This window comes from Vibrio sp. Of7-15 (assembly GCF_022347565.1).
In the GTDB taxonomy this organism is placed as follows: Bacteria; Pseudomonadota; Gammaproteobacteria; order Enterobacterales; family Vibrionaceae; genus NORP241.
The window spans coordinates 429,727-449,076 of record NZ_JAKRGH010000001.1 but is presented as its reverse complement, the minus strand read 5'-3'; the positions used below and the strand labels follow the sequence as shown (position 1 = coordinate 449,076).

Annotated in this window: 17 protein-coding genes; 10 read left to right on the top strand and 7 right to left on the bottom strand. The window is 40.7% G+C overall.

Annotation, left to right across the window (positions count from 1 at the left end; all coding sequences use genetic code 11):
* Positions 1-18: 18 nt before the first annotated feature.
* The 3 genes from MHO82_RS01835 to rlmJ all read left to right on the top strand — a co-directional run bounded on the left by MHO82_RS01835 (position 19) and on the right by rlmJ (position 2,431).
* Positions 19-924, top strand: a complete 906-nt coding sequence (locus MHO82_RS01835; protein ID WP_239182142.1) for a chemotaxis protein — start codon at positions 19-21, stop codon at positions 922-924.
* A 155-nt stretch (positions 925-1,079) separates the two neighbouring features.
* Complete coding sequence (locus MHO82_RS01830) at positions 1,080-1,400, top strand: DUF496 family protein (RefSeq protein WP_239182141.1); 321 nt, start codon at positions 1,080-1,082, stop codon at positions 1,398-1,400.
* Between the two features lie 170 nt (positions 1,401-1,570).
* The gene (rlmJ, locus tag MHO82_RS01825; protein WP_239182140.1) at positions 1,571-2,431 is read left to right on the top strand and encodes a 23S rRNA (adenine(2030)-N(6))-methyltransferase RlmJ; all 861 of its coding nucleotides are present in this window, start codon (positions 1,571-1,573) and stop codon (positions 2,429-2,431) included.
* Between the two features lie 59 nt (positions 2,432-2,490).
* On the opposite strand, the gene MHO82_RS01820 is transcribed toward rlmJ, so the two are convergent.
* From MHO82_RS01820 to MHO82_RS01810, 3 genes are all read right to left on the bottom strand, one after another.
* Positions 2,491-2,928 (bottom strand): PAS domain-containing protein, encoded by a 438-nt coding sequence (locus MHO82_RS01820; RefSeq protein ID WP_239182139.1) that lies wholly within the window; start codon positions 2,926-2,928, stop codon positions 2,491-2,493.
* A gap of 4 nt (positions 2,929-2,932) precedes the next feature.
* Entirely contained in the window at positions 2,933-3,940 is a 1,008-nt protein-coding gene (locus tag MHO82_RS01815) for a response regulator (RefSeq protein ID WP_239182138.1), read from the bottom strand.
* A 298-nt stretch (positions 3,941-4,238) separates the two neighbouring features.
* A complete protein-coding gene (locus MHO82_RS01810) occupies positions 4,239-6,056 on the bottom strand; it encodes a hybrid-cluster NAD(P)-dependent oxidoreductase (RefSeq protein ID WP_239182137.1) in 1,818 nt (605 codons plus the stop codon).
* A 271-nt stretch (positions 6,057-6,327) separates the two neighbouring features.
* Here MHO82_RS01810 and MHO82_RS01805 point away from each other — a divergent pair, with 271 nt between their 5' ends.
* Genes MHO82_RS01805 through MHO82_RS01795 form a run of 3 tightly spaced genes read left to right on the top strand, consistent with a single transcriptional unit; the run spans position 6,328 to position 8,661 of the window.
* Positions 6,328-6,669 carry a PepSY domain-containing protein gene (locus MHO82_RS01805; protein ID WP_239182136.1) on the top strand — a complete coding sequence of 114 codons (342 nt, stop codon included), beginning with the start codon at positions 6,328-6,330 and terminating at the stop codon, positions 6,667-6,669.
* Positions 6,666-7,322, top strand: a complete 657-nt coding sequence (locus MHO82_RS01800; protein ID WP_239182135.1) for a response regulator transcription factor — start codon at positions 6,666-6,668, stop codon at positions 7,320-7,322. The genes MHO82_RS01805 and MHO82_RS01800 overlap by 4 nt, the downstream gene beginning before the upstream one ends.
* Complete coding sequence (locus tag MHO82_RS01795) at positions 7,315-8,661, top strand: ATP-binding protein (RefSeq protein ID WP_239182134.1); 1,347 nt, start codon at positions 7,315-7,317, stop codon at positions 8,659-8,661. The genes MHO82_RS01800 and MHO82_RS01795 overlap by 8 nt, the downstream gene beginning before the upstream one ends.
* Positions 8,662-8,753: 92 nt before the next feature.
* Here the strand turns inward: MHO82_RS01795 and MHO82_RS01790 are convergent, their stop codons facing one another.
* Positions 8,754-8,996 (bottom strand): hypothetical protein, encoded by a 243-nt coding sequence (locus MHO82_RS01790; protein WP_239182133.1) that lies wholly within the window; start codon positions 8,994-8,996, stop codon positions 8,754-8,756.
* Between the two features lie 267 nt (positions 8,997-9,263).
* Here MHO82_RS01790 and MHO82_RS01785 point away from each other — a divergent pair, with 267 nt between their 5' ends.
* Positions 9,264-10,910 carry an ABC-ATPase domain-containing protein gene (locus MHO82_RS01785; protein ID WP_239182132.1) on the top strand — a complete coding sequence of 549 codons (1,647 nt, stop codon included), beginning with the start codon at positions 9,264-9,266 and terminating at the stop codon, positions 10,908-10,910.
* 401 nt (positions 10,911-11,311) lie between these two features.
* Positions 11,312-12,679, top strand: coding sequence for a YjiH family protein (locus tag MHO82_RS01780; protein ID WP_239182131.1), 1,368 nt, complete (start codon positions 11,312-11,314; stop codon positions 12,677-12,679).
* A 126-nt stretch (positions 12,680-12,805) separates the two neighbouring features.
* On the opposite strand, the gene MHO82_RS01775 is transcribed toward MHO82_RS01780, so the two are convergent.
* The 3 genes from MHO82_RS01775 to MHO82_RS01765 all read right to left on the bottom strand — a co-directional run bounded on the left by MHO82_RS01775 (position 12,806) and on the right by MHO82_RS01765 (position 16,716).
* Positions 12,806-14,134, bottom strand: coding sequence for a DEAD/DEAH box helicase (locus tag MHO82_RS01775; RefSeq protein ID WP_239182130.1), 1,329 nt, complete (start codon positions 14,132-14,134; stop codon positions 12,806-12,808).
* A 128-nt stretch (positions 14,135-14,262) separates the two neighbouring features.
* Positions 14,263-15,495 (bottom strand): GGDEF domain-containing protein, encoded by a 1,233-nt coding sequence (locus MHO82_RS01770; protein WP_239182129.1) that lies wholly within the window; start codon positions 15,493-15,495, stop codon positions 14,263-14,265.
* Between the two features lie 519 nt (positions 15,496-16,014).
* Positions 16,015-16,716 carry a YopT-type cysteine protease domain-containing protein gene (locus tag MHO82_RS01765; protein WP_239182128.1) on the bottom strand — a complete coding sequence of 234 codons (702 nt, stop codon included), beginning with the start codon at positions 16,714-16,716 and terminating at the stop codon, positions 16,015-16,017.
* A 489-nt stretch (positions 16,717-17,205) separates the two neighbouring features.
* Between MHO82_RS01765 and MHO82_RS01760 the strand changes: the two genes are divergently transcribed.
* Together MHO82_RS01760 and MHO82_RS01755 are read left to right on the top strand one after the other, a co-directional pair.
* Complete coding sequence (locus tag MHO82_RS01760) at positions 17,206-18,030, top strand: DUF2797 domain-containing protein (protein ID WP_239182276.1); 825 nt, start codon at positions 17,206-17,208, stop codon at positions 18,028-18,030.
* A 216-nt stretch (positions 18,031-18,246) separates the two neighbouring features.
* Complete coding sequence (locus MHO82_RS01755) at positions 18,247-19,308, top strand: hypothetical protein (protein WP_239182127.1); 1,062 nt, start codon at positions 18,247-18,249, stop codon at positions 19,306-19,308.
* The last annotated feature ends 42 nt before the right edge of the window (positions 19,309-19,350 follow it).

The window sequence follows — 19,350 nt, the reverse complement described above, 5'->3', positions numbered from 1 at the left end:
CATAAGGGAAAAATGCAAATGAAAAGCAAAGCCAACCAATCACAGGGCATGCTACTGTTTAATTTATCACTATCTCAGCGCTTCGCTATCGGGACGTTGAAAGTCAGGGAGATCGTTCCTTACCTTCCGCTAACAGATATCCCCTATTCGCACCCTAATGTCGTCGGTACGGCTACCATACGTGATATGACCATTCCTATTATAGATATGGCGTCAGCGATTGGTTTTCGCCCTATTTGTAAAGAAGAACTTCAAGACTGCTTTATTATTGTGACGGATTGCCTACGTACTATCGTGGGTTTTCTGGTACGCAAAATTGACCGTATTACTGAATGTAATTGGCATGAAATTGAGCCGCCGCCAAACACCGTTGGCCGCAATGCTTTTGTTACTGGTGTCACAAGAGTCGATGATCAGCTCATTCAAATGTTGGATGTCGAACTTCTACTTTCGAAGATTTACCCGCAACCAACAGATAAGCTGTTCCCTATTTTAACGGATGTAGAGCGGGAACGTCTTAAGCCCCTCAACATTCTGCTGGTGGACGATTCAACGGTTGCACGCCGCCAGTTAGCTGGTGCGCTGGATAGCATTAATATCCCGTATCAAATCAGTACAAATGGCGCTGACGCACTGAGCTTAATGAGAAATGCCGCTGGTACTAGCAATGCCATTGATATTGTAGTTAGTGATATTGAAATGCCAGGGCTAGATGGCTACGAGTTAGCCTTTGAAGTTCAAAATGATTCAAGCATTAACAGTGCATACGTTATTTTGCATACATCACTATCGAGTGAAATCAGTGTCGACCAAGCACATCAAGTTGGTGCTCATGAAGCATTAACAAAGTTTGAAGCAACAGAATTGGTGAATGCTATGCTCCGAGGTGCCAGTCATCACTTATTGAAAGCGGAACCAGCATAATTGTTATAAAATTTCATTCATACTATTGGCTTTTTTTAAGAAAAATCATGTAAATCCACGTAACTATTGATCTTAACTCTGTTCTGAACAAGTTTGTTGTGTTTTAATTCGGGAAGAAACTAGTTAATTTTATTACTAAATTGGATGTTAAGAACATGAACAATGTATTTGAGATTGTTAACCAAGCACGCCGCAAGAACAAACTGAAGCGTGAGCTACAAGATAACGAAAAGAAAATTCGTGATAACCAAAAACGTGTTGATCTGCTTGATAACCTAATTGACTACATCAAGTCAGAAATGTCTCACGATGAGATTGTCGCTATCATCAAAAACATGAAATCTGACTACGAAGATCGTGTTGATGATCACATCATCAAGAGCGCTGAGATTTCAAAATCTCGTCGCGACATCAGCCGTAAGATCCGCGAGCTAACTGCTGCTGATAAAGAAGAGCATGGTGTAACGAAAAAATAATACGTTTACGAATACCAAAAGAGGCCACTGAGCCTCTTTTTTTTGCTTAAAATTCGAGCTATTAACTTATAGTGAACCAAAATGCATAAAATATTGGTCATCCTACAATGAAATACTGGATATGTTCGGGTATGGTTAAATAAGACCTAAATACGAAGAAGGAAACTAGTATGGATTATCGACACCAGTGTCATGTTGGCGATCATGGTGATGCTCTCAAACATCCTGTTTTAGCGTTGCTCATTCAATTACTTTCCCAAAAGCATACTAAGCTCAACATTATAGATACGCATGCTGGCACTGGTTGCTATGATCTGAATACGGCCCCATCTTCTCATGCTGCCGAGTTTAGCGAAGGTGTCGGATACCTTTGGAAAAACAAAGACCAATTGCCTGCCTCTTTCCATTCATTCACCACCACTCTCTCTGCTTTTAACCCGAGTGATGAACTAAGGCTCTACCCTGGTTCCGCTGCCATTGGCTTTCAGCAAGGCCGCTCTGAAGACAGTTTTTACTTTGCTGATATTCAAAAGCAAGAAGCTGAATTGCTACAAACGAACATTGAACAAATCCGCTCCGATCTGCATATCAAAAGTGACCTAAACATTTTTACTGGCGACGGTTTAAAGAATTTAGTATCAGCAGTGTCAAACCACCACGATCACAATCTCATCGTCATTGACCCACCCTATGAGAAAGATGACGAATACAGTGACGTGATTGAAGCGCTTATTGCAGCTTGGGAGCACACAAAGAATGTTTCAGCTCTAATTTGGTACCCGCTCTATACCGAAGATAAAAGTACATTAATTTTGCAACGCTGTTCTGATGCTGTTAATAACAACCAATTACCAAAACCGATAAAAGCGGAACTGCGCTTACGTGATGCCAAAGAAGACGATCGTCTTATTGGTAGCGGATTATTACTGTTTAACCCACCAGCAGCCCTTAAAGCATCGGTCATTGAAATAGTGGACTACTTACACCAAAACTTAGCCACAGAGAATGAAGGTTATTGGCAAGTAAAATAAGGACAAGAAAGAAGCAAAAGTGAACCTCACCACTGCGAGGTTCACTATTACTGAATCAGTTATTTTACCCCTTCTGCTATGGCTTCTGCTGTAGCATCTTCCACAGCCAAAAACATGCTTTTAATTTCCCCCGTAGGCGTACGCATTGGGTTCATGGTCACGTTTTGGTACATATACTGAACCTGCTGAGTAATTGGTCTTACGTTACGACAATGAAATAAATAGGGGCGCTGACGCCAAATTAAGAAACTACGGCACCCTAATTCATACACAGGTTTCGTTTTTGCTCTAAACCACTGTTCCGGAATTTCAGGAAACACCTCAAATAAGGTTTTACCCATGGCATCATGTGGTTGAATACCGCTGTGATGAGTCATAAAACCGTTCCAGACATGAATCGTGAAATCCTTATCCAATACAATCAGACCAACATCGACATTTTGTACCATGTCAATCATCCAGTGAAACTGCTCAAATTCTGCTGGCATACTGGCCATACGGTTACTCCTCATCCATCAAGTATGAAAGTTTGTTATCCAATAACGGTAATGACTCATCAACAAACATAAATAAGAGATCACATTTAATATCAGTCTGATCAATACTATAACTGACTTCAAAAGACATAGTGCGAGAAAATGATCCCGATGTAGAGTCAATAATAGATTCAATCGGAATATGTTGGCCAAGCAGCACAGGGTGACTTTGGAAGAACCGAACCTCTGCTTGCTCCCCTAGCCCTTTTAAGAAAGAACCCACCAGAATGTTAGATACGTCCATCAGCAACTCTAACTCTTGATCAGAGTCGGCATCATCTGGGTAACGCATTAAAGACACCAAATCGCTCACACTCGAATCACTCAATAATACAAGTGCTTCACCAGCAATGCCTTCGCCACTGAATCCCTGACACACTCCCGACATTTGGCTGTTACTGGCTAGATGCTTCAATGTCATGTGAAGTTCACTTAGCTCGAATAAGTTCACATTAGGTAATGGAAGGTGCACAAATACATCAAAATGACGTGCGAGTGAGTCAGCAGCACGACCAATAGCCACGTTTGCAACTTCAAGGTAAATGTCTCGACGACGAAGTTTCGGGGTTACAATACGTTGAATTGTCGTAAAATCGTCATCGTCTGATTTATTCAAAGACAGCGATTTTAATGTTTCAAGTAATAACGTTTTGTCCACTGGCTTTTTCAAAAACGCTTTAGCACCAAGCCCAAGTACTCTTTCCTGTGCTTTTGGCTGAATATCACCAGAAACAACAATAACGTTAATATCAATACCCTGATCTCGAATGGCTTCAAGGGTGCCATAACCATCGAGCTCTGGCATGGTTAGATCAAGAAACATTAATTTAAAGTCTTGTTCATTTAACTTTTCTAAAGCATCTAAGCCATGAACAGCAAAAGTGACTTCTGCATTTAGTGAGGTAGGAATTGCCCTTGCCATCTGCTTTCTTGCTAAGGCGGAGTCATCACATATTAGTACTGGAATTGTCATTATCTCGCTCCAAAAGCGCTATACAGGAGCGCAGTTTCATGTCTATTGTTATTAATTTTAACACTTTAATACGGTGCTAAGTACGGTTATTTTAAAGGCAACAAGTTGAACATAAAAAAGTATAATATTTTCAGTTAAATATAATTGTAATCTACCTAATAAAAATTAGTGTAACTTTCTTAACTTCTGCAACAATTAAACACTCAACTGTATAAAAAACATTCGAATTGTTATGGTAGTGCAAAAATACAATAAAAAAAGAGGCATAGAACAACTCTATACCTCTACAAACAGAAACCTAATTGACTAACTCAACATCACTTTGTGGGCGGCAACAACAGGCGAGTATTGTTCCCTGCTCCCGTTCCCCTGGCAGTAAAGCTGGCACATCAGGCTGATCCACCTCACCGGATTCCACTTCCATTTTGCAAGCACCACAGAAACCTGAACGACAACTATAAGGTAAAGCAACCCCTGCATTTTCTGCCTGTTCTAATAGAGTTTGCTGGTTATTACCTTGGAATAAGTAACCATTAATGCTGATGGTGAGCTCTTTTTCCTCGGTTTTCTTACCACTTATTGGGCCGAAGGTTTCTTGATGATAATGCTGCTCAGAAACCCCATGAGAGAGTAAAAGCTGCTTACTGCTGTCCATAAAGGCCTCAGGGCCACACACAAATACCTGACGATCCGGCAAATCAGTAATATGGGTTAAATGGTCAGCACTCAAACGTCCAGTCAGCCCAGTCCACACTTCATTCTCACCCGTTAAGGCAATATGAACCGTCAAACCACTGTGCTTATCAGCCAATGTTTTTAGCTCAGCTAAAGCTGGGATATCCGCTTTCGTTCGGCACTGATGGTAAAACACCACATCTTTAATTTCATTATGATCAGCAAGATAACGAAGCATAGACAGCATAGGAGTAACACCACTACCACCAGATAAAAGCACTAACTTATCGGTTGTTTCTCCTAAATGAAAAGCGCCATCTGGAGTTTGAGCAACCATACTGTCACCAACATGGAAGTTATCGTGTAACCAATTAGATATACGGCCATCCTCGACTCTTTTCACCGAAATGGCATAACGCCCAGGACGACTTGGACTAGACGATAATGTATAACGGCGAGCCACATACTCCCCATTTATCTCAATTTGAATCGGTAAATGTTGCCCAGGCTGGTAACTTGGTAGTTCTATGCCTTTGGTTGGCTCAAGCCAAAATGTACTAAAATCTTTCGCTAAATCTTCACGTTCAACACACGTCAATACCAAAGGTTTATCACCACTATCAGGGTAAGAGGCTGCTGGCTGTGATTCTAACACTTCAATTTCATCGCCTTCTTTGATCACCCCTTCATTCAGAGCCACCAAGTTTTGGCCAAAGTACACTTTGCCTTTCTTATCAGCGCGAAACTTACTTAATGTCGTGAGTGGTTCTTGACGTTCATTAAGTTCACCCGTTGTTGCATCTACCGTTGTTAATACACATCGGCTACAACCTCCACGGGCTTCAAACTCTACCTCTCCGATTTTAATTCTTTTCCAACTGTCTTCTTCAAATGCATCACACTCTTCAACCACCAAATTCGTACGGAATTGATCCATATGATGAATCGACGTTGAACGCTGATTCAATTCTATTAATGACGCTTTCGAAATCACAAGTAGAGGGAAACCATCAGCAAAACTCACAGGCTGTTCAGCTTTTGCAGAAAAACGAGGCGAAGAATCCCCCAAATACAACAAAACCGCAGGCTGACCAAGTATATGACTCAACCAAGCGTCCGCTTTTGCGACAGTGCGCCCAGCTTTAAATTCATCAGACCACACATGAGAGCTGAACGGTTCCATTGAAAATGCCGAGTATTTTAGGCGAAGTGTCGACATGTCTGGGTAACTGAGACTGATGCCATCAGGTTGCAGACTCGTTACCACTTTTACAAGTTGAGGAAACTTTCGTGCGGTTACCATGGTGCCGTCTTTAAGGGCAATCATAAAACGGCGATCAAAACTCAGCCCTTCAGATTCAACCCAAGCCGAAGATAAATGAATACCTTTAGTGGATTTGATAGGGAAAATATTGATCTGACTTAATCGTACATTGCTCACAGTGCTTCCTTAGCGATCTCATTGTTATAAGATCATAATAATGTTCACTCCATTGAAATGAAACGATAAAGCCGATTATTTCTCAAGTATCATGAATCTTACGTTCTTTTTAAACACTCAGGGCTAAAAAACACATAAAGCCTCTACTTACTTGAAATCTTTACTTGTTTTTAGAGCCAGCGTACTGTCATCCATGTACAAAAAAGGTAAAATGGCATAACGCAATCAAGCATTCATCTTCTGTTCATTTAAGCTCAGGTAAAGTGAAAGAATGAAATCATATATCCATATACTAATCAGCTTCATTTTCTTTGCTTCAAGCTCAGCATGGGCAAATACGCCCAAGCTAGATGTAGAAGAAGATCATGACGATGTCCTAGAAGCGGTTGAAAAAGGTTTAATTCAGCCCTATTCCTCGTTGCTTATTCTTGTTGGGGATCAGCTTAACGGTCGGGTGATCCGTGTTGAACTAGAAGAAGATGATGATGAATGGATTTATGAGTTAAAATTACTCGATACCGCCAATAACATTGTTAAAGTCGAATACGATGCTAAAACCTTGCGCATCATACAAATCAAAGGCCGCAACCTCGAGAATGTAATAAAAAAATGAAAATACTTGTTGTCGAAGACGAATTACAGTTAGGCGAACAAATTGTTCAAACTTTAGAAAAGAATGGCTGGGTACCAGAACTTTCTACGGATGGCATCGATGCACTTTATCGTGCAACGTCTGAAGACTGGGACGCCATTGTGCTTGATCTCGGCCTTCCTAAAATTGATGGCCTTACCGTATTAAAAAGCTTACGAGATGAAGGCATTAACACACCCGTTATTATTTTAAGTGCCCGTTCAGAGCTGACTCAGCGCGTTGAAGGCTTAAATGCTGGTGCCGATGATTATCTCACAAAACCTTTTGATACCGTTGAACTGGTTGCCCGCCTACGAGCACAGCTCCGCCGAGCATCAGGTAATGCTTCCCCAATCATGCAAATGGGTCAACTCAGCTTAGATACACGAAGCTCTAAAGTATTATGGCAAGGGCAAGCGGTGGATCTTACTGCGCTAGAGTACAAAGTGGTTGCCTATTTCATGCATAACCCAGATAAAGTCATCTCACGAACTGAACTGGTTGAACATATTTATAAACAAGACTTTGATCGTGATTCAAACACCATTGAAGTCTTCATTGGCCGTATTCGTAAAAAAATTGCCACCAATGTTATCAAAACCGTTAGAGGTCTAGGGTATCGCCTAAATGCTTAAAAGCCTTAAACACTTTATCGCCTGCATGAGCCTACGTGGACGGCTCATGGTGGCGGCGAGTTTATGGTTAACCACCATTGTTGCCATCGCCGCCTTAACTGTTCCCAACCTTATTGATCATTACCTTTCTTCAGAACAATCCAAACAACTTACGGTGTATTTAGATGAACTTACCTCTTTGGTGGATCAAAAAGGCACTGGTGAAGTCTTTGTTGATGGTTCTTTGGCAGAACCACGCTTTAACCAACCCTACAGCGGTTTTTATTGGTCTGTTACCACCAAAGACAACACCTTACGCTCGCGCTCACTCTGGGATAAACGGCTGGATCTCTCCGATGATGATATTGAGGGGCCAAGAGAAGAACCTTTATTAATAGTCACAAGGGAAATTTATCTTCCTGAAGACGACTCTGCGGCCACATTGGTCATTGCCATTGATAAAAGGCCATTACTAAAAACCTTAGTCACATTAACGGGTGGCTTTATGGTGCTACTTATCCTAATGGCTTTAGGCATATTGGGGCTTATCTGGCTGCAAATTTACTGGTCATTTAGGCCGCTAAAACAAATGCAAAACGATCTTAAATCCATTCATGAAGGCCAGTGTGAATCGTTAAAGGGCGACTACCCAAAAGAGCTTTCGTCTGTTATCAGTGATTTAAACGCCCTCTTTTTCCACTACCAAGAACTGCTTAGCCGAGCGCGAAATCACGCAGGTAACCTATCTCATGCATTAAAAACACCACTGGCAATCTTAAATAATGAAGCAGTTTTGCTCAATGACGATGCCCAGAAAAAAATGGGGCCTGCCATCAAGCAGTTGCAACAACACATTGATTATCACTTAGGTCGCGCCAGAATGGCTGGATCATCTAATATCTTCGCGGCAAGAGTGACACCGTCACAAAGGGTCGATGCCATATCAACGGCAATGGATAAGGTCTATGCTGAAAACGGCATTGTTCTGGTTAATGAGCTCGACTCCGATTTAGAGCTGGCCATTGAAAGCCAAGATCTTGACGAGATTGTCGGCAACATTATTGAAAACGGCTATAAATGGGCACAAAGCCTAATTCGAGTTTATACCGAGCCGACAACTGACCCCGCTTCTTTTATTACATTAGTCATCGAAGACGACGGTCATGGCATTGCTGATGAAAAGCTAGAAAGTGTTTTAGAACGCGGAAAGCGGTTGGATGAAAGCACACCTGGCAGTGGTTTAGGCTTAAACATTGCCCATGAACTGGCACACAGTTATCGAGGTGGGTTACAACTTAGTACTGGGAAGCTTGGTGGCCTAAAAGCCTCAATAACTCTTCCTATACCAAGAATAAAGTAACCTCTAATCAAAATAAATTAAGCTATTCAGGTTAGAGTAATAAAAAGGGAGAGCCAGTAAACTCACTGACTCTCCCTTTCCGTTTAAATCGATTAAACCGTTGGCCAAAACGTCATATTTACTACGCGGATCACCACGCCGAATAAGAAAAAAGAGACTCCAAGCTTATACCAGCGGAATTCATCCACTTTCATTGGAATGCGTTTAAAAAACATGGTTAACGTGCCTTTCCAGTCATTCGTGCGCTTTCCATAACGAATAACGGCCCTGAGTATCATAAAAATACCCGCAAAAATCAGAATTGTTTCTAAGAGATTCATTGTGGCTGCCATCATGCTGCACACTCCCTGTACGATTGGCGATGAAAGAAGAAATACTGGATTTATTATTAGTAATCAGTCGATTGAAATTCAACATATATTTAACACTTGAGGCTTACCAAGCTCACAAGTTAAAGAAATTTGTTTAAAACTCATACTGGATTCTCCGTAGCCGTATGAAAAATAAAGTTAATCCATTTTTCATTGCTATTAAGAAAGATCCCGATCACAATTTATTGTATTATCGCCCCCTATTTTTAGTTAAACGAATAACGAGACGTTATGGAATTGCTTGAAGCGAATTTAAAAAAAATTGAGAAACGAAATTACCGAAGCTATACCACCATCAAAGGCAAGTATGATTTTGAAGATTTCCAACTTTTTATTGATACCGTTCAAGCCGATCCGTACGCGCCACCTTCTCGTGTTCGAGCTAAACGTGCTTGGTCACTCACAGATCTCGCTTGGTTAAAAGAAACCTCTACCGATTACCAACGCGCTGCTCGTGATTTTATTGCGCGCTACTTTAATCAATTAGCCGAACGTGAGAACCACGTATCCATTGGTTTAACAGGCCAAACCATTCTTGATCATACCTCTGTGGTATTTGATGAAGAAGGAATCGAACTTCGTTTCCGTGTTGAGCTTCCTGCTGATGGCCGTACTATTTTGGCCAAAAAAGCCATCAATATTCTTACTTTCTATTTACCAAAGTTCATTCGTCGCGCCACCATTGAGCGTGAAATCCCAATTGAAGAGCTTAAGCGCCATTGTGAAGTCGCTGAAGATCAAGTCGCTCTTCGCAGACAATTAGCTGAACATAACTTGGTTGCGTTTGTGGCTGATGGCAGTGTATTACCGCGTATCGCAGGTAACTGTGATCTACCAATGCAAGATGCGGTCACTTTTACTAGCCCAGACTCTTTAGCCATTGAATTAAACACACCGAACCGTGGCACAATCCGTGGCATGGGGATACCAAAAGGCATAACCTTAATTGTGGGGGGTGGCTTCCATGGTAAATCTACCCTGTTAACAGCCATTGAGCGCTCTATTTACGATCATATTCCAGGTGATGGCCGCGAGTACATTGTTACTGAACACAGCGCGACAAAAATCCGTGCTGAAGATGGACGCTGTGTACATAATCTTGATCTTTCAAACTACATTAATCACTTGCCAATGGGTCGTAATACTGAGTGTTTCTCAACACAAGATGCGTCTGGCTCTACTTCGCAGGCAGCTTGGCTACAAGAATCCATTGAAGCTGGCGTAAAAACACTGCTTATTGATGAAGATACCTCGGCAACAAACTTCATGATCCGTGATGAGCGTATGCAGGCACTGGTCACAAAAGGGGACGAACCAATCACACCGCTTGTCGACCGCATTGGCCAACTACGTGATGAGCTAGATATTTCTACTCTTATCGTTATGGGTGGCTCCGGTGATTACCTAGATGTTGCCGACACTGTCATTCAAATGCATGATTACCAAGCGGTTGATGTAACAGAAAAAGCAAAACAAGTAGTTGCCCAGCACCCTACTAGTCGTAAAAATGAAGGTTCAGAAGCACTTAAAAGCGTCAAGCCTCGCCAAATCAACCGCACGGCCCTTCAAAAGCAATTAGAAGAGGGTAAATTCCGCATTCAAGCTAAAGACACGGGTTCATTACGCTTTGGTCGTGAATTTGTTGATATCAGTGCGTTAGCGCAAATTGAATCCGACAGCCAAGTTCACGCAATCGGCTGGTTGTGGTTCCAGTTTGCTCAAATGCATGGCTGGGAAAAACAACCAACTAAAGCCTTTAACGCGATGTTAAATAATGGCTGGTACACAATGATGCCAACTCACGGAGATCTTGCAAAACCAAGAACCGTTGATGTGCTAGCAGCAATGAACCGTATGAGAAAAGCTGAGTATAAATAGGGGTATTACTTCGCTTTACGCTGCAATAGCAAAAAGTGCATATTTACCACAGTTTATTCACCTTATAAATAAATGCAGCTTCGGCTGCATTTTTCATTCTTAAGCTAACCAGATCACACTATTTATATAATCCCACCTAATTTCAGCAAATTTAGTGTTAACATAAAAATTACAAAAGGCCATTTAAGTAAACAATTTTAGCCTTTTAAACTAAATGGTAATCCTTTTTTAATCATTACGTTTATCTAATAGTGAATAAATAGTTTTTTTTAATGAATAGTATTCCACTGGCATTAAAAAACGTGTACTCTCACTCTCAATGAAAAAATACGGATGTTTAGTGAATATTTATACCAAAGGATTACGGTATAACCATTGACTAGTAGTAACTCGAGAATAATATGCAAAACCAAACAACTAGCTCTGTCCCAACGAAAAAAAGCAGCTTTTTAATGTTTCTGATCCCGTCGCTGATCGGCCTATTTTTATTCATGGCTCCAATCACGTATAACGGCGACATTACAATCCCTGTTGCAGTACTTGCTAAATCAATTCAAAGCGTTTTTGACGGCTATCTAGTCGCGATGGTAACAACCATTATCGGATTTATGGCTGTTGCATCATTACTCACCAAAGTATTAAAACCGTCCTTCATTACTAGCAACGGCTTTTTAAACAGCTTATTCAATCCAACAATACCATGGCTTATCGTTCGCCTTGTTGGTGGTATCTGTGTACTATTCACTTTCTTCCAAATTGGCCCTAAAGCAGTCTGGGAACCCAACACAGGTGGACTGGTTCTTAACGACCTTCTTCCGGTTCTGTTTTCCGTATTCATTTTTGCAGGCTTGCTTCTACCTTTACTACTAAACTTTGGCCTACTTGAACTGTTTGGTACGCTTCTAAGTAAAATCATGCGCCCAGTATTTAACCTGCCAGGTCGCTCTGCGATTGACTGTATGACTTCTTGGCTAGGTGACGGTAGTGTTGGCATTTTGCTTACCAGTAAGCAGTATGAAAACCGTTTTTATACTCAACGTGAAGCCGCTGTTGTTGGTACTACCTTCTCAGCAGTATCCATCACATTCAGCTTAGTGGTTATTGCCCAAGTAGAACTAGAGCACATGTTCTTGCCTTTCTACCTAACTGTCTGTTTGGCAGGTATTGTCGCGGCGGTTATCATTCCTCGTTTACCACCTCTTTCTTGGAAAAAAGACCAATTTATTGATGGTACAGAGCGTAATGCAGACTCTGAAGCGATCCCGCAAGGCTACAACACATTCACATGGGGCCTTGAACTTGCAGTTAAAAAAGCAGGTGAAGTTAAATCCATTAAATCTGTTTTTGTTGATGGCGTTAAAAATGCGGTAGATATGGTATTTGGTGTACTGCCTGTGGTAATGGGTTTAGGTACTCTAGCTCTTGTTGCCGCTGAATACACACCTGTATTTTCTATCTTAGGCCAACCATTCATTCCATTCCTTGAACTATTAGGTGTGCCAGAAGCTGTTGAAGCTTCTCAAACCATCGTAGTTGGTTTTGCAGATATGTTCTTACCAGCTATCCTAGCAGCATCTATTGAAAGTGACATGACACGTTTCATCATTGCTGCAATGTCGGTTACACAGCTAATTTACATGTCTGAAGTGGGTGCCCTACTGCTTGGCAGTAAAATCCCTGTCAACATCTTCGAGCTGTTCGTGATCTTCATTTTACGTACTCTGATCACATTACCTGTTATTGCGGGTGTTGCTCACTTAATCTTCTAAGTGATTTAGCAACCACCACACAGAAAAGCGCTGGGTATTTACTCAGCGCTTTTTTATTACTCGTACAAAAAACGCGGCTGATTTTTACATCAGCCGCGTTATCAATTGTCCTAAATAAAAGCTAACTTACTCTTCTGCTGGTTTTGGCTTTTTCTTTGGCATGAAAACATCATCACCCACAGCCACTGTTTTATAGAAGGTGTTATCACGCTTCTTCGGCTTTTTGCTTTTCGGTGCAGCCTGCTTTTTCGCAGTCGGCTTGTGGCTAGGCTTCTTCTTAAACGTTTTCTTCGGTTTAGGTTTTAGACCTTTAAACTTACCTTTTAAGCCTTCAAGAACAGAGAACTCAATATCTTGCTGTAAGAATGCCTCTACACGCTTAAAGCTAACCCAGTCTTTTGGCCCCACTAAAGAAATCGCTGTACCTTTGTTGCCAGCACGACCTGTACGACCAATACGGTGAACATACTCTTCAGTATGCTTTGGCATATCAAAGTTAATAACGTGAGTCACACTCGTTAAGTCTAAACCGCGTGATGCAACGTCTGTGGTTACCAAGATTTTGTGAACCACACGTTCGAACTGACTCATGATGTTGTTACGAGCGGTTTGGTTCATGTCACCACTTAATGCAACGGCTTTTAACTTACGTTCGTTCAGTTCTTTGGTCAAACGATCGGTATCTGCACGAGTTGCAGTAAAGATAATCAGCTGACGATACTCTGCTTCTTCAATAATACGCTCAAGAATCGCTTCTTTATGATCTAGGTGATCACATAGGTAAAAACGCTGAGTGATATCTTTATGCTCATCATTCGCCAAACCAATTGCGATACGCTTTGGTGCCGTTTGCATTTCAGCTGCAATGTCGTTCACTTCCGCATGATCAAGCGTCGCTGAGAACATCAAAGTTTGACGACGACGGTGGCTTGCCGCTTCGTTAATTTGACGAAGCTGATCTTCAAAACCAAGATCCAACATACGGTCGGCTTCATCTAAGATCAACATTTCAAGGCTATCTAAGCATAGAGAGCGGTGATTAAGGTGATCCGCCAAACGGCCAGGAGTCGCCACGATAAAACGAGGATATTTTCTTAGCGCTTTAACTTGATCGTTAAAGTTTTCACCACCCAAAATCAGTGCAGACTCATATGTTAAGCCAGTTAACATGGTTTTTAATTCACCATATACTTGCTTTGCCAGCTCACGAGTAGGAGCCAGAATAACCGCCCTAGGATCACGGCGTGAATACGCTTTGTTTTTCAACGAGCGATGCAGCATAGGTAAAACAAACGCCAAAGTTTTTCCTGAACCCGTTTTAGATGATGCAAGCAAATCTTTACCAGCAATAGCCACAGGAATGGCTGTTTGCTGAATCTCTGTTGCTTTTTTAAAATCAAAGTGAGTTAAGGTTTTAAGAAGGCGATTATCTAGCCCTAGGTCTTTAAAATGCAAAGGTTACTCCAAAAACAGCGTGTCTTCGTAATGACAGAAGACAAAAAAACAAATTCAGTCGCGCAGTCTACCATAATTCATTAACCGCCTCTAAGGCTTTAAAACAAAGAACTTAAAAATGATTGACCTTAGCACGTCACAGGCATTAACGTTCCAATATCCACCACCGACTGATCTCTGCCATTGTCTTTCGCTTGGTATAGACATTCGTCGGCCATTCTGATCGCTTCATCAATTTCAGTATTAGGGGCAGCAAAACAGCCACCAGCACTCACTGTTACTTTTGGCTGTTGACCATTAATGTCCAATTCAATGGTTCGTATAGAGAAAACCAAACGAGAGCTCAACTCTTCAACTTCATCCCACGACTGTGGATCAAAATACACAACAAACTCCTCCCCGCCAAACCGACCAATAAAGCCCGAGCTCGGTAACTCAGAAATAATGATTTGTACCACTTTAAAAAGCACTTCATCGCCTGTTTGATGACCATAACGATCATTAAAAGACTTAAAATGATCGACGTCTATCATAACTACGCCATATGGTTTATTGCGATGCAATTCGGCTTGTGCAACCCGTTCAAAAAAACCTCTTCTAGTTAGTGCTTTTGTTAATTCATCGGTCATACTCAGCTTTTCTAAACTGCGATTCGTTTGTCTTAAGCTTTCGGTTTTCTTGCGCAGATTTCGATTAACAGACAAAGCGTACTTCTGGGTCGCGGCATTCACCTTATGCAAAGCCAATAGAAGAGAGAGGAAAAATATGGTGCCAAACACCAGCGACAAAGCAAGCACTTGTTTTAGAGGCATAAAAAGAGTGTCTGATGGTACATCTGCCACTATTAAATAAGCAGTATCCACATCATTAGACACAGTTGGAATAACAACACGTACTGTATCATCACTTAGATCATAATATTGTAGCTTCCCGACCTTCACGGCGGTGCGAAACAACTCTGTAATCCCCTCTTTTGCAGGGTATAGCTCATTATGGTTAACCCCCAATAAGCTCCCTGCGCCATAAATAAAATGATCATTATTAGGAATGACAGTAAATAAATTTTTTAGCTCCGCAAGCAGTAAATATCTAGCGGTATTACGCTGAATTTGAGTTAACTCTTTGTGATCGGTTTTCTCAAGAAGTACATTTTTATGGAACTCATCAGGCATAAACATCACAACCGAATTCGCTAACTGCTCAAAGTCCTGCTCAAGATCGTGTGATAAATGCTTATAAGCCCATATTGCCATCACAGCAAAAATCGTAACTGACGCAACAGCGGGTATAGTCACAATCAAAAAATAGCTTCGTATTACTTGGTGTAACTCTGGCTCTACTGAAGTGTAACGTCTGTTCATATTGTACTTCTTGTTACCGTAATTATGTAAAGTATGTTCATAGCAGTACGATGTTTTTGACACCTTACGGGGTGAAACATATTTTGCAAGTATAAGACGTAACTCAACATATCCCCTCCATAAAAAACAAAAACAAGGCAGATAAGTATAGATTTAAATGCACAATAATTATAATTAATTACAATAATATAGATACTTAATCTACTAAAGCATTCCATAACCTCACAATTGCTCGATCATTTTTTGATCTTGAAAAAGATCACACTTCTTAATTTTTTACTTTAATTTCGCAGTTACAAGCACTTAAGGCACCAGAAAAAGATATAACACGCTTTCTTAGCTCGACTCCCCCTATCAGGTTGTTTATTAGCAAAGTATCTCGCCACCAAATGTTTGAACATACATAAAAAGACCCCATTTACTTAAATATAAATGGGGTAAAGCTACTCTTAGGAACCTAAAAGCTCGGTTTAGTAGTTAATGGTTTAAGAGCTCCAATCGGGAACTCAAAGGCAGAATTTAAGCTTTAATGGATTGCATTTTATGAATCGTTAGTTTTTTCTTACTTAGTCCTTCTCTTGTCTCTTGTTCTGATTTGTTCTGTGCTTTAAAGGAGGCTTCTGTGATTTCTTGTAAATAGCTTCTAAAAGCAGTGATGGTTGCGTCCGACATTTCACCCACATTTGGATCATAAAAATGGACTCTTCCTTTACTGCTATAAGCTGCGATAGCATGAGCTCCACTCGAAATATAATAATAAAAACCACTTTTTATACAGCCTGATAAATTACTGTATGGATAAGCAACCTTTACCTCTGACACTTCTTTACTATAACCACTCAAAGCTCTATCTAAATTGTTTTGACTCTCATGAGACTTCTGAACTTTTTGGGACATCGGCTGAATGTCTGTTTCTTCATTATTAGGCCCGCTAATATTAAATCCCCATACTTTAAGCTGATGCTCATATAATTCTTCAACGTAGTTTCGACCATCAATATTGGCTTTAATCCACTCAATAGATAACCCTGCACACACCCCCGACCAAAAACCTTTATCATATCCAGCGGTACCCAAAGCCCCCCACAAAAAAGAGAACTGAGAGATATACCTGACTTTTGCACCACTGCATTTTCTCTCTGCACTAGCAAATGCAATTTTATATAAGCAAGCCGCCTCAGAAAACAGCTTACGATTATTAGGTGTATCTGGCATACCCATGAATAATTCCCTCTATATACAATTAGTTAAGCAGCAATAAAACGAGCTAATTTTTCATTTTATAATAAGTACTTATAACCAGTGAAAGTAATTGGCTTGTATTAAAATAATAAATACAACACAAAACTTAATGGTGCTTTTAATTCACACCAATGAACTTAATTTAGTATCACTGTGTTATGAAAATATTAAAATATATTTTTATAATTGGTGTTTTTTACAATCTCTTTTTTATTATTAATTTTACAACTATCTCTTATATCAATAACGCATCAGACCGAGAAACATAATTAAATATTACAAATAATTTCAATTTATTTGATTTTATCTAAAAGACAAAAGTTTGCTCATCCCTTTATGCAACCAATTGCTATTATTCCTACTTATTTTCAACTGAAACATAAAATATGTTGGCGTATTACTTTTACCGTATTCTTCTTTTCTATTGCTCTGATACAATGCAAGTAGAATTCTAAAAAGATAAAAATGATGAGCAATATTTACACTGGAACACTTAAAAAAATGACGGCATCTCTTTCAGGTGAAGTTCAATACAACTTACCTGTCGGAGAACATTCCATTCCTCTGAACCCACTAATAGGTAAAGAGATAACATTAACTCACACTGGCAATATCTTTTGCTGCTCATGTGGAAAGAAAACCAAAAAAAGCTACTCCCAAGGTCACTGTTTTGTATGTATGAAAAAGCTGGCGAGTTGCGATATGTGCATAATGAAACCTGAAACATGCCATTACGCTGAAGGAACTTGCCGTGAGCCACAGTGGGGAGAACAAAACTGCATGGTGGATCACTACATTTACCTTTCAAATACCTCCAGCATTAAAGTGGGGATCACTCGTCACACCCAAGTTCCAACCCGCTGGATAGATCAAGGGGCCACCCAAGGTTTACCGATCTTCAAAGTAACCAACCGCTACCTATCTGGCTTAATTGAAGTTGAACTGGCGAAACTGATCTCCGACAAAACCAATTGGCGTACTTTGCTAAAACAAAACTCTGCACCACAGGACCTTAATACCCATGCCGCAGAGCTGATTCCTCAGATTGAATCACATCTTGATGAACTCGAACTACGGTTTGGGGAAGGCTCTATCGAACGCTTAAACGCTGAAATTGTGGAGATTAACTACCCAGTAACTGAATTTCCTACCAAAATTGTTTCTCACAATTTTGATAAAGAACCTGTCGTCAATGGCACCTTGAAAGGCATTAAAGGTCAGTATTTAATTTTTGATACTGGTGTGATTAACATCCGTAAATTCTCCTCTTACGAAGTCACCGTAACCCATTAATAAAAAGTAGAATATACTGCTTTCGAGTGCGTCAATATTAAACCGATAGCAGTATATCCAGCTTCATATTTGAATTTTTTGTTACATTTCATTTATCCAACTTAGATCAAACTTCCTTCTATTTCGCCTTTCATAGAGCCAAAACTCTAAGCTATGGTTGCTTCTTAACCATTACACAAATATATCAATCAATTACAACGAACAAGAGAACTAACTATGAAAAAATCCACAAAGTTAGCCATTGCTCTCCCGCTTTTATCTCTTTGCTCTTTTTCCACAAGTGCTGCCCTGAATGGGTACCCCGTTGTTTTAGTTCATGGCTTTCAGGCTGGTGATCTTTCAAGTAAACCTAATACGGATAAAGTTACCAGTAACGGCCAAGCTTATTGGCAAGCGTACTGGGATTCATTCGCTGATGAGCGCTTAGACTGGCCTTCACACGAACGCATATCCGGTAAAATTGCGACCGATTACATCTGGCCAAAAATCAAAAAACTCTCTCAAGATGGAACCTGTCAGTCTGGATGTATTTTTGTGACTCACTCTACTGGTGACCTCGTCACTCGTTACCTTATCGACAATCAAGCTAACTGGTTAACTAACGCCGGATTAGAGCCATTAAATATCGTCGCAACATTCGATTTTGCAGGCGCTGGTGGCGGCTCTGAGCTAGCTGACTTGGCTCATAACGTGACTGAAGGTAGCGGTGCGGTAGATGCATCACTTCGCTGGGCACTTTCTTTATGGCTTGGGGAAACACCAACACAAGGTAACATTGGTGTATTAAATGATTTACGAGTAAACACTGCCCGGCAGCTTGCACCCTTCCCAAGTTCACAAGTACCAAGATTGCGTTTTGTAGGTGATGGCTCTGATTTCTTTGGCGCGACAGGAGGTTTCTTGCCGGGTCATGATGATGGTGTGGTTTCTAGTCACTCAGCTTGTGGTGCAACTGAAGCTGGTAGCTTTGGTAGCTGTTCAACCACAACGGCTTTTGATGGCAAGCAAGAATTGCAATCCAATGCCGTCAGCGCTTTCATGCCTTACCATTACCCACTATTAATGGGCGAAGACTATAGCCATAACGGAACTATTGCGCCAAAACAACAAGGCAAACTCACTGTGGCCTCTTCGTCTGCACAATTTAGTGATGGTAAAACCTTATCTTTTGACACTAAAGATGTGGAATCAGGTTGGTTCTCTCGCTCTACTTATCGTTATGTGATCGATTCCGAGAATACAGCCATGTCTCAAACGGTCGTTAACGCATTAAATTAACCACCATAAAGTGACCATGCTCTGTAGCATGGTCATTTTACC

Coding starts and splice junctions, on each gene's coding strand:
- MHO82_RS01820 (WP_239182139.1), bottom strand. CDS start 2,928: ATGGCCAGTATGCCAGCAGAATTTGAGCAGTTTCACTGGATGATTGAC.
- MHO82_RS01785 (WP_239182132.1), top strand. CDS start 9,264: ATGGAATTGCTTGAAGCGAATTTAAAAAAAATTGAGAAACGAAATTAC.
- MHO82_RS01800 (WP_239182135.1), top strand. CDS start 6,666: ATGAAAATACTTGTTGTCGAAGACGAATTACAGTTAGGCGAACAAATT.
- MHO82_RS01760 (WP_239182276.1), top strand. CDS start 17,206: ATGAGCAATATTTACACTGGAACACTTAAAAAAATGACGGCATCTCTT.
- MHO82_RS01795 (WP_239182134.1), top strand. CDS start 7,315: ATGCTTAAAAGCCTTAAACACTTTATCGCCTGCATGAGCCTACGTGGA.
- MHO82_RS01765 (WP_239182128.1), bottom strand. CDS start 16,716: ATGGGTATGCCAGATACACCTAATAATCGTAAGCTGTTTTCTGAGGCG.
- MHO82_RS01770 (WP_239182129.1), bottom strand. CDS start 15,495: ATGAACAGACGTTACACTTCAGTAGAGCCAGAGTTACACCAAGTAATA.
- MHO82_RS01815 (WP_239182138.1), bottom strand. CDS start 3,940: ATGACAATTCCAGTACTAATATGTGATGACTCCGCCTTAGCAAGAAAG.
- MHO82_RS01805 (WP_239182136.1), top strand. CDS start 6,328: ATGAAATCATATATCCATATACTAATCAGCTTCATTTTCTTTGCTTCA.
- MHO82_RS01755 (WP_239182127.1), top strand. CDS start 18,247: ATGAAAAAATCCACAAAGTTAGCCATTGCTCTCCCGCTTTTATCTCTT.
- rlmJ (WP_239182140.1), top strand. CDS start 1,571: ATGGATTATCGACACCAGTGTCATGTTGGCGATCATGGTGATGCTCTC.
- MHO82_RS01790 (WP_239182133.1), bottom strand. CDS start 8,996: ATGATGGCAGCCACAATGAATCTCTTAGAAACAATTCTGATTTTTGCG.
- MHO82_RS01835 (WP_239182142.1), top strand. CDS start 19: ATGAAAAGCAAAGCCAACCAATCACAGGGCATGCTACTGTTTAATTTA.
- MHO82_RS01780 (WP_239182131.1), top strand. CDS start 11,312: ATGCAAAACCAAACAACTAGCTCTGTCCCAACGAAAAAAAGCAGCTTT.
- MHO82_RS01830 (WP_239182141.1), top strand. CDS start 1,080: ATGAACAATGTATTTGAGATTGTTAACCAAGCACGCCGCAAGAACAAA.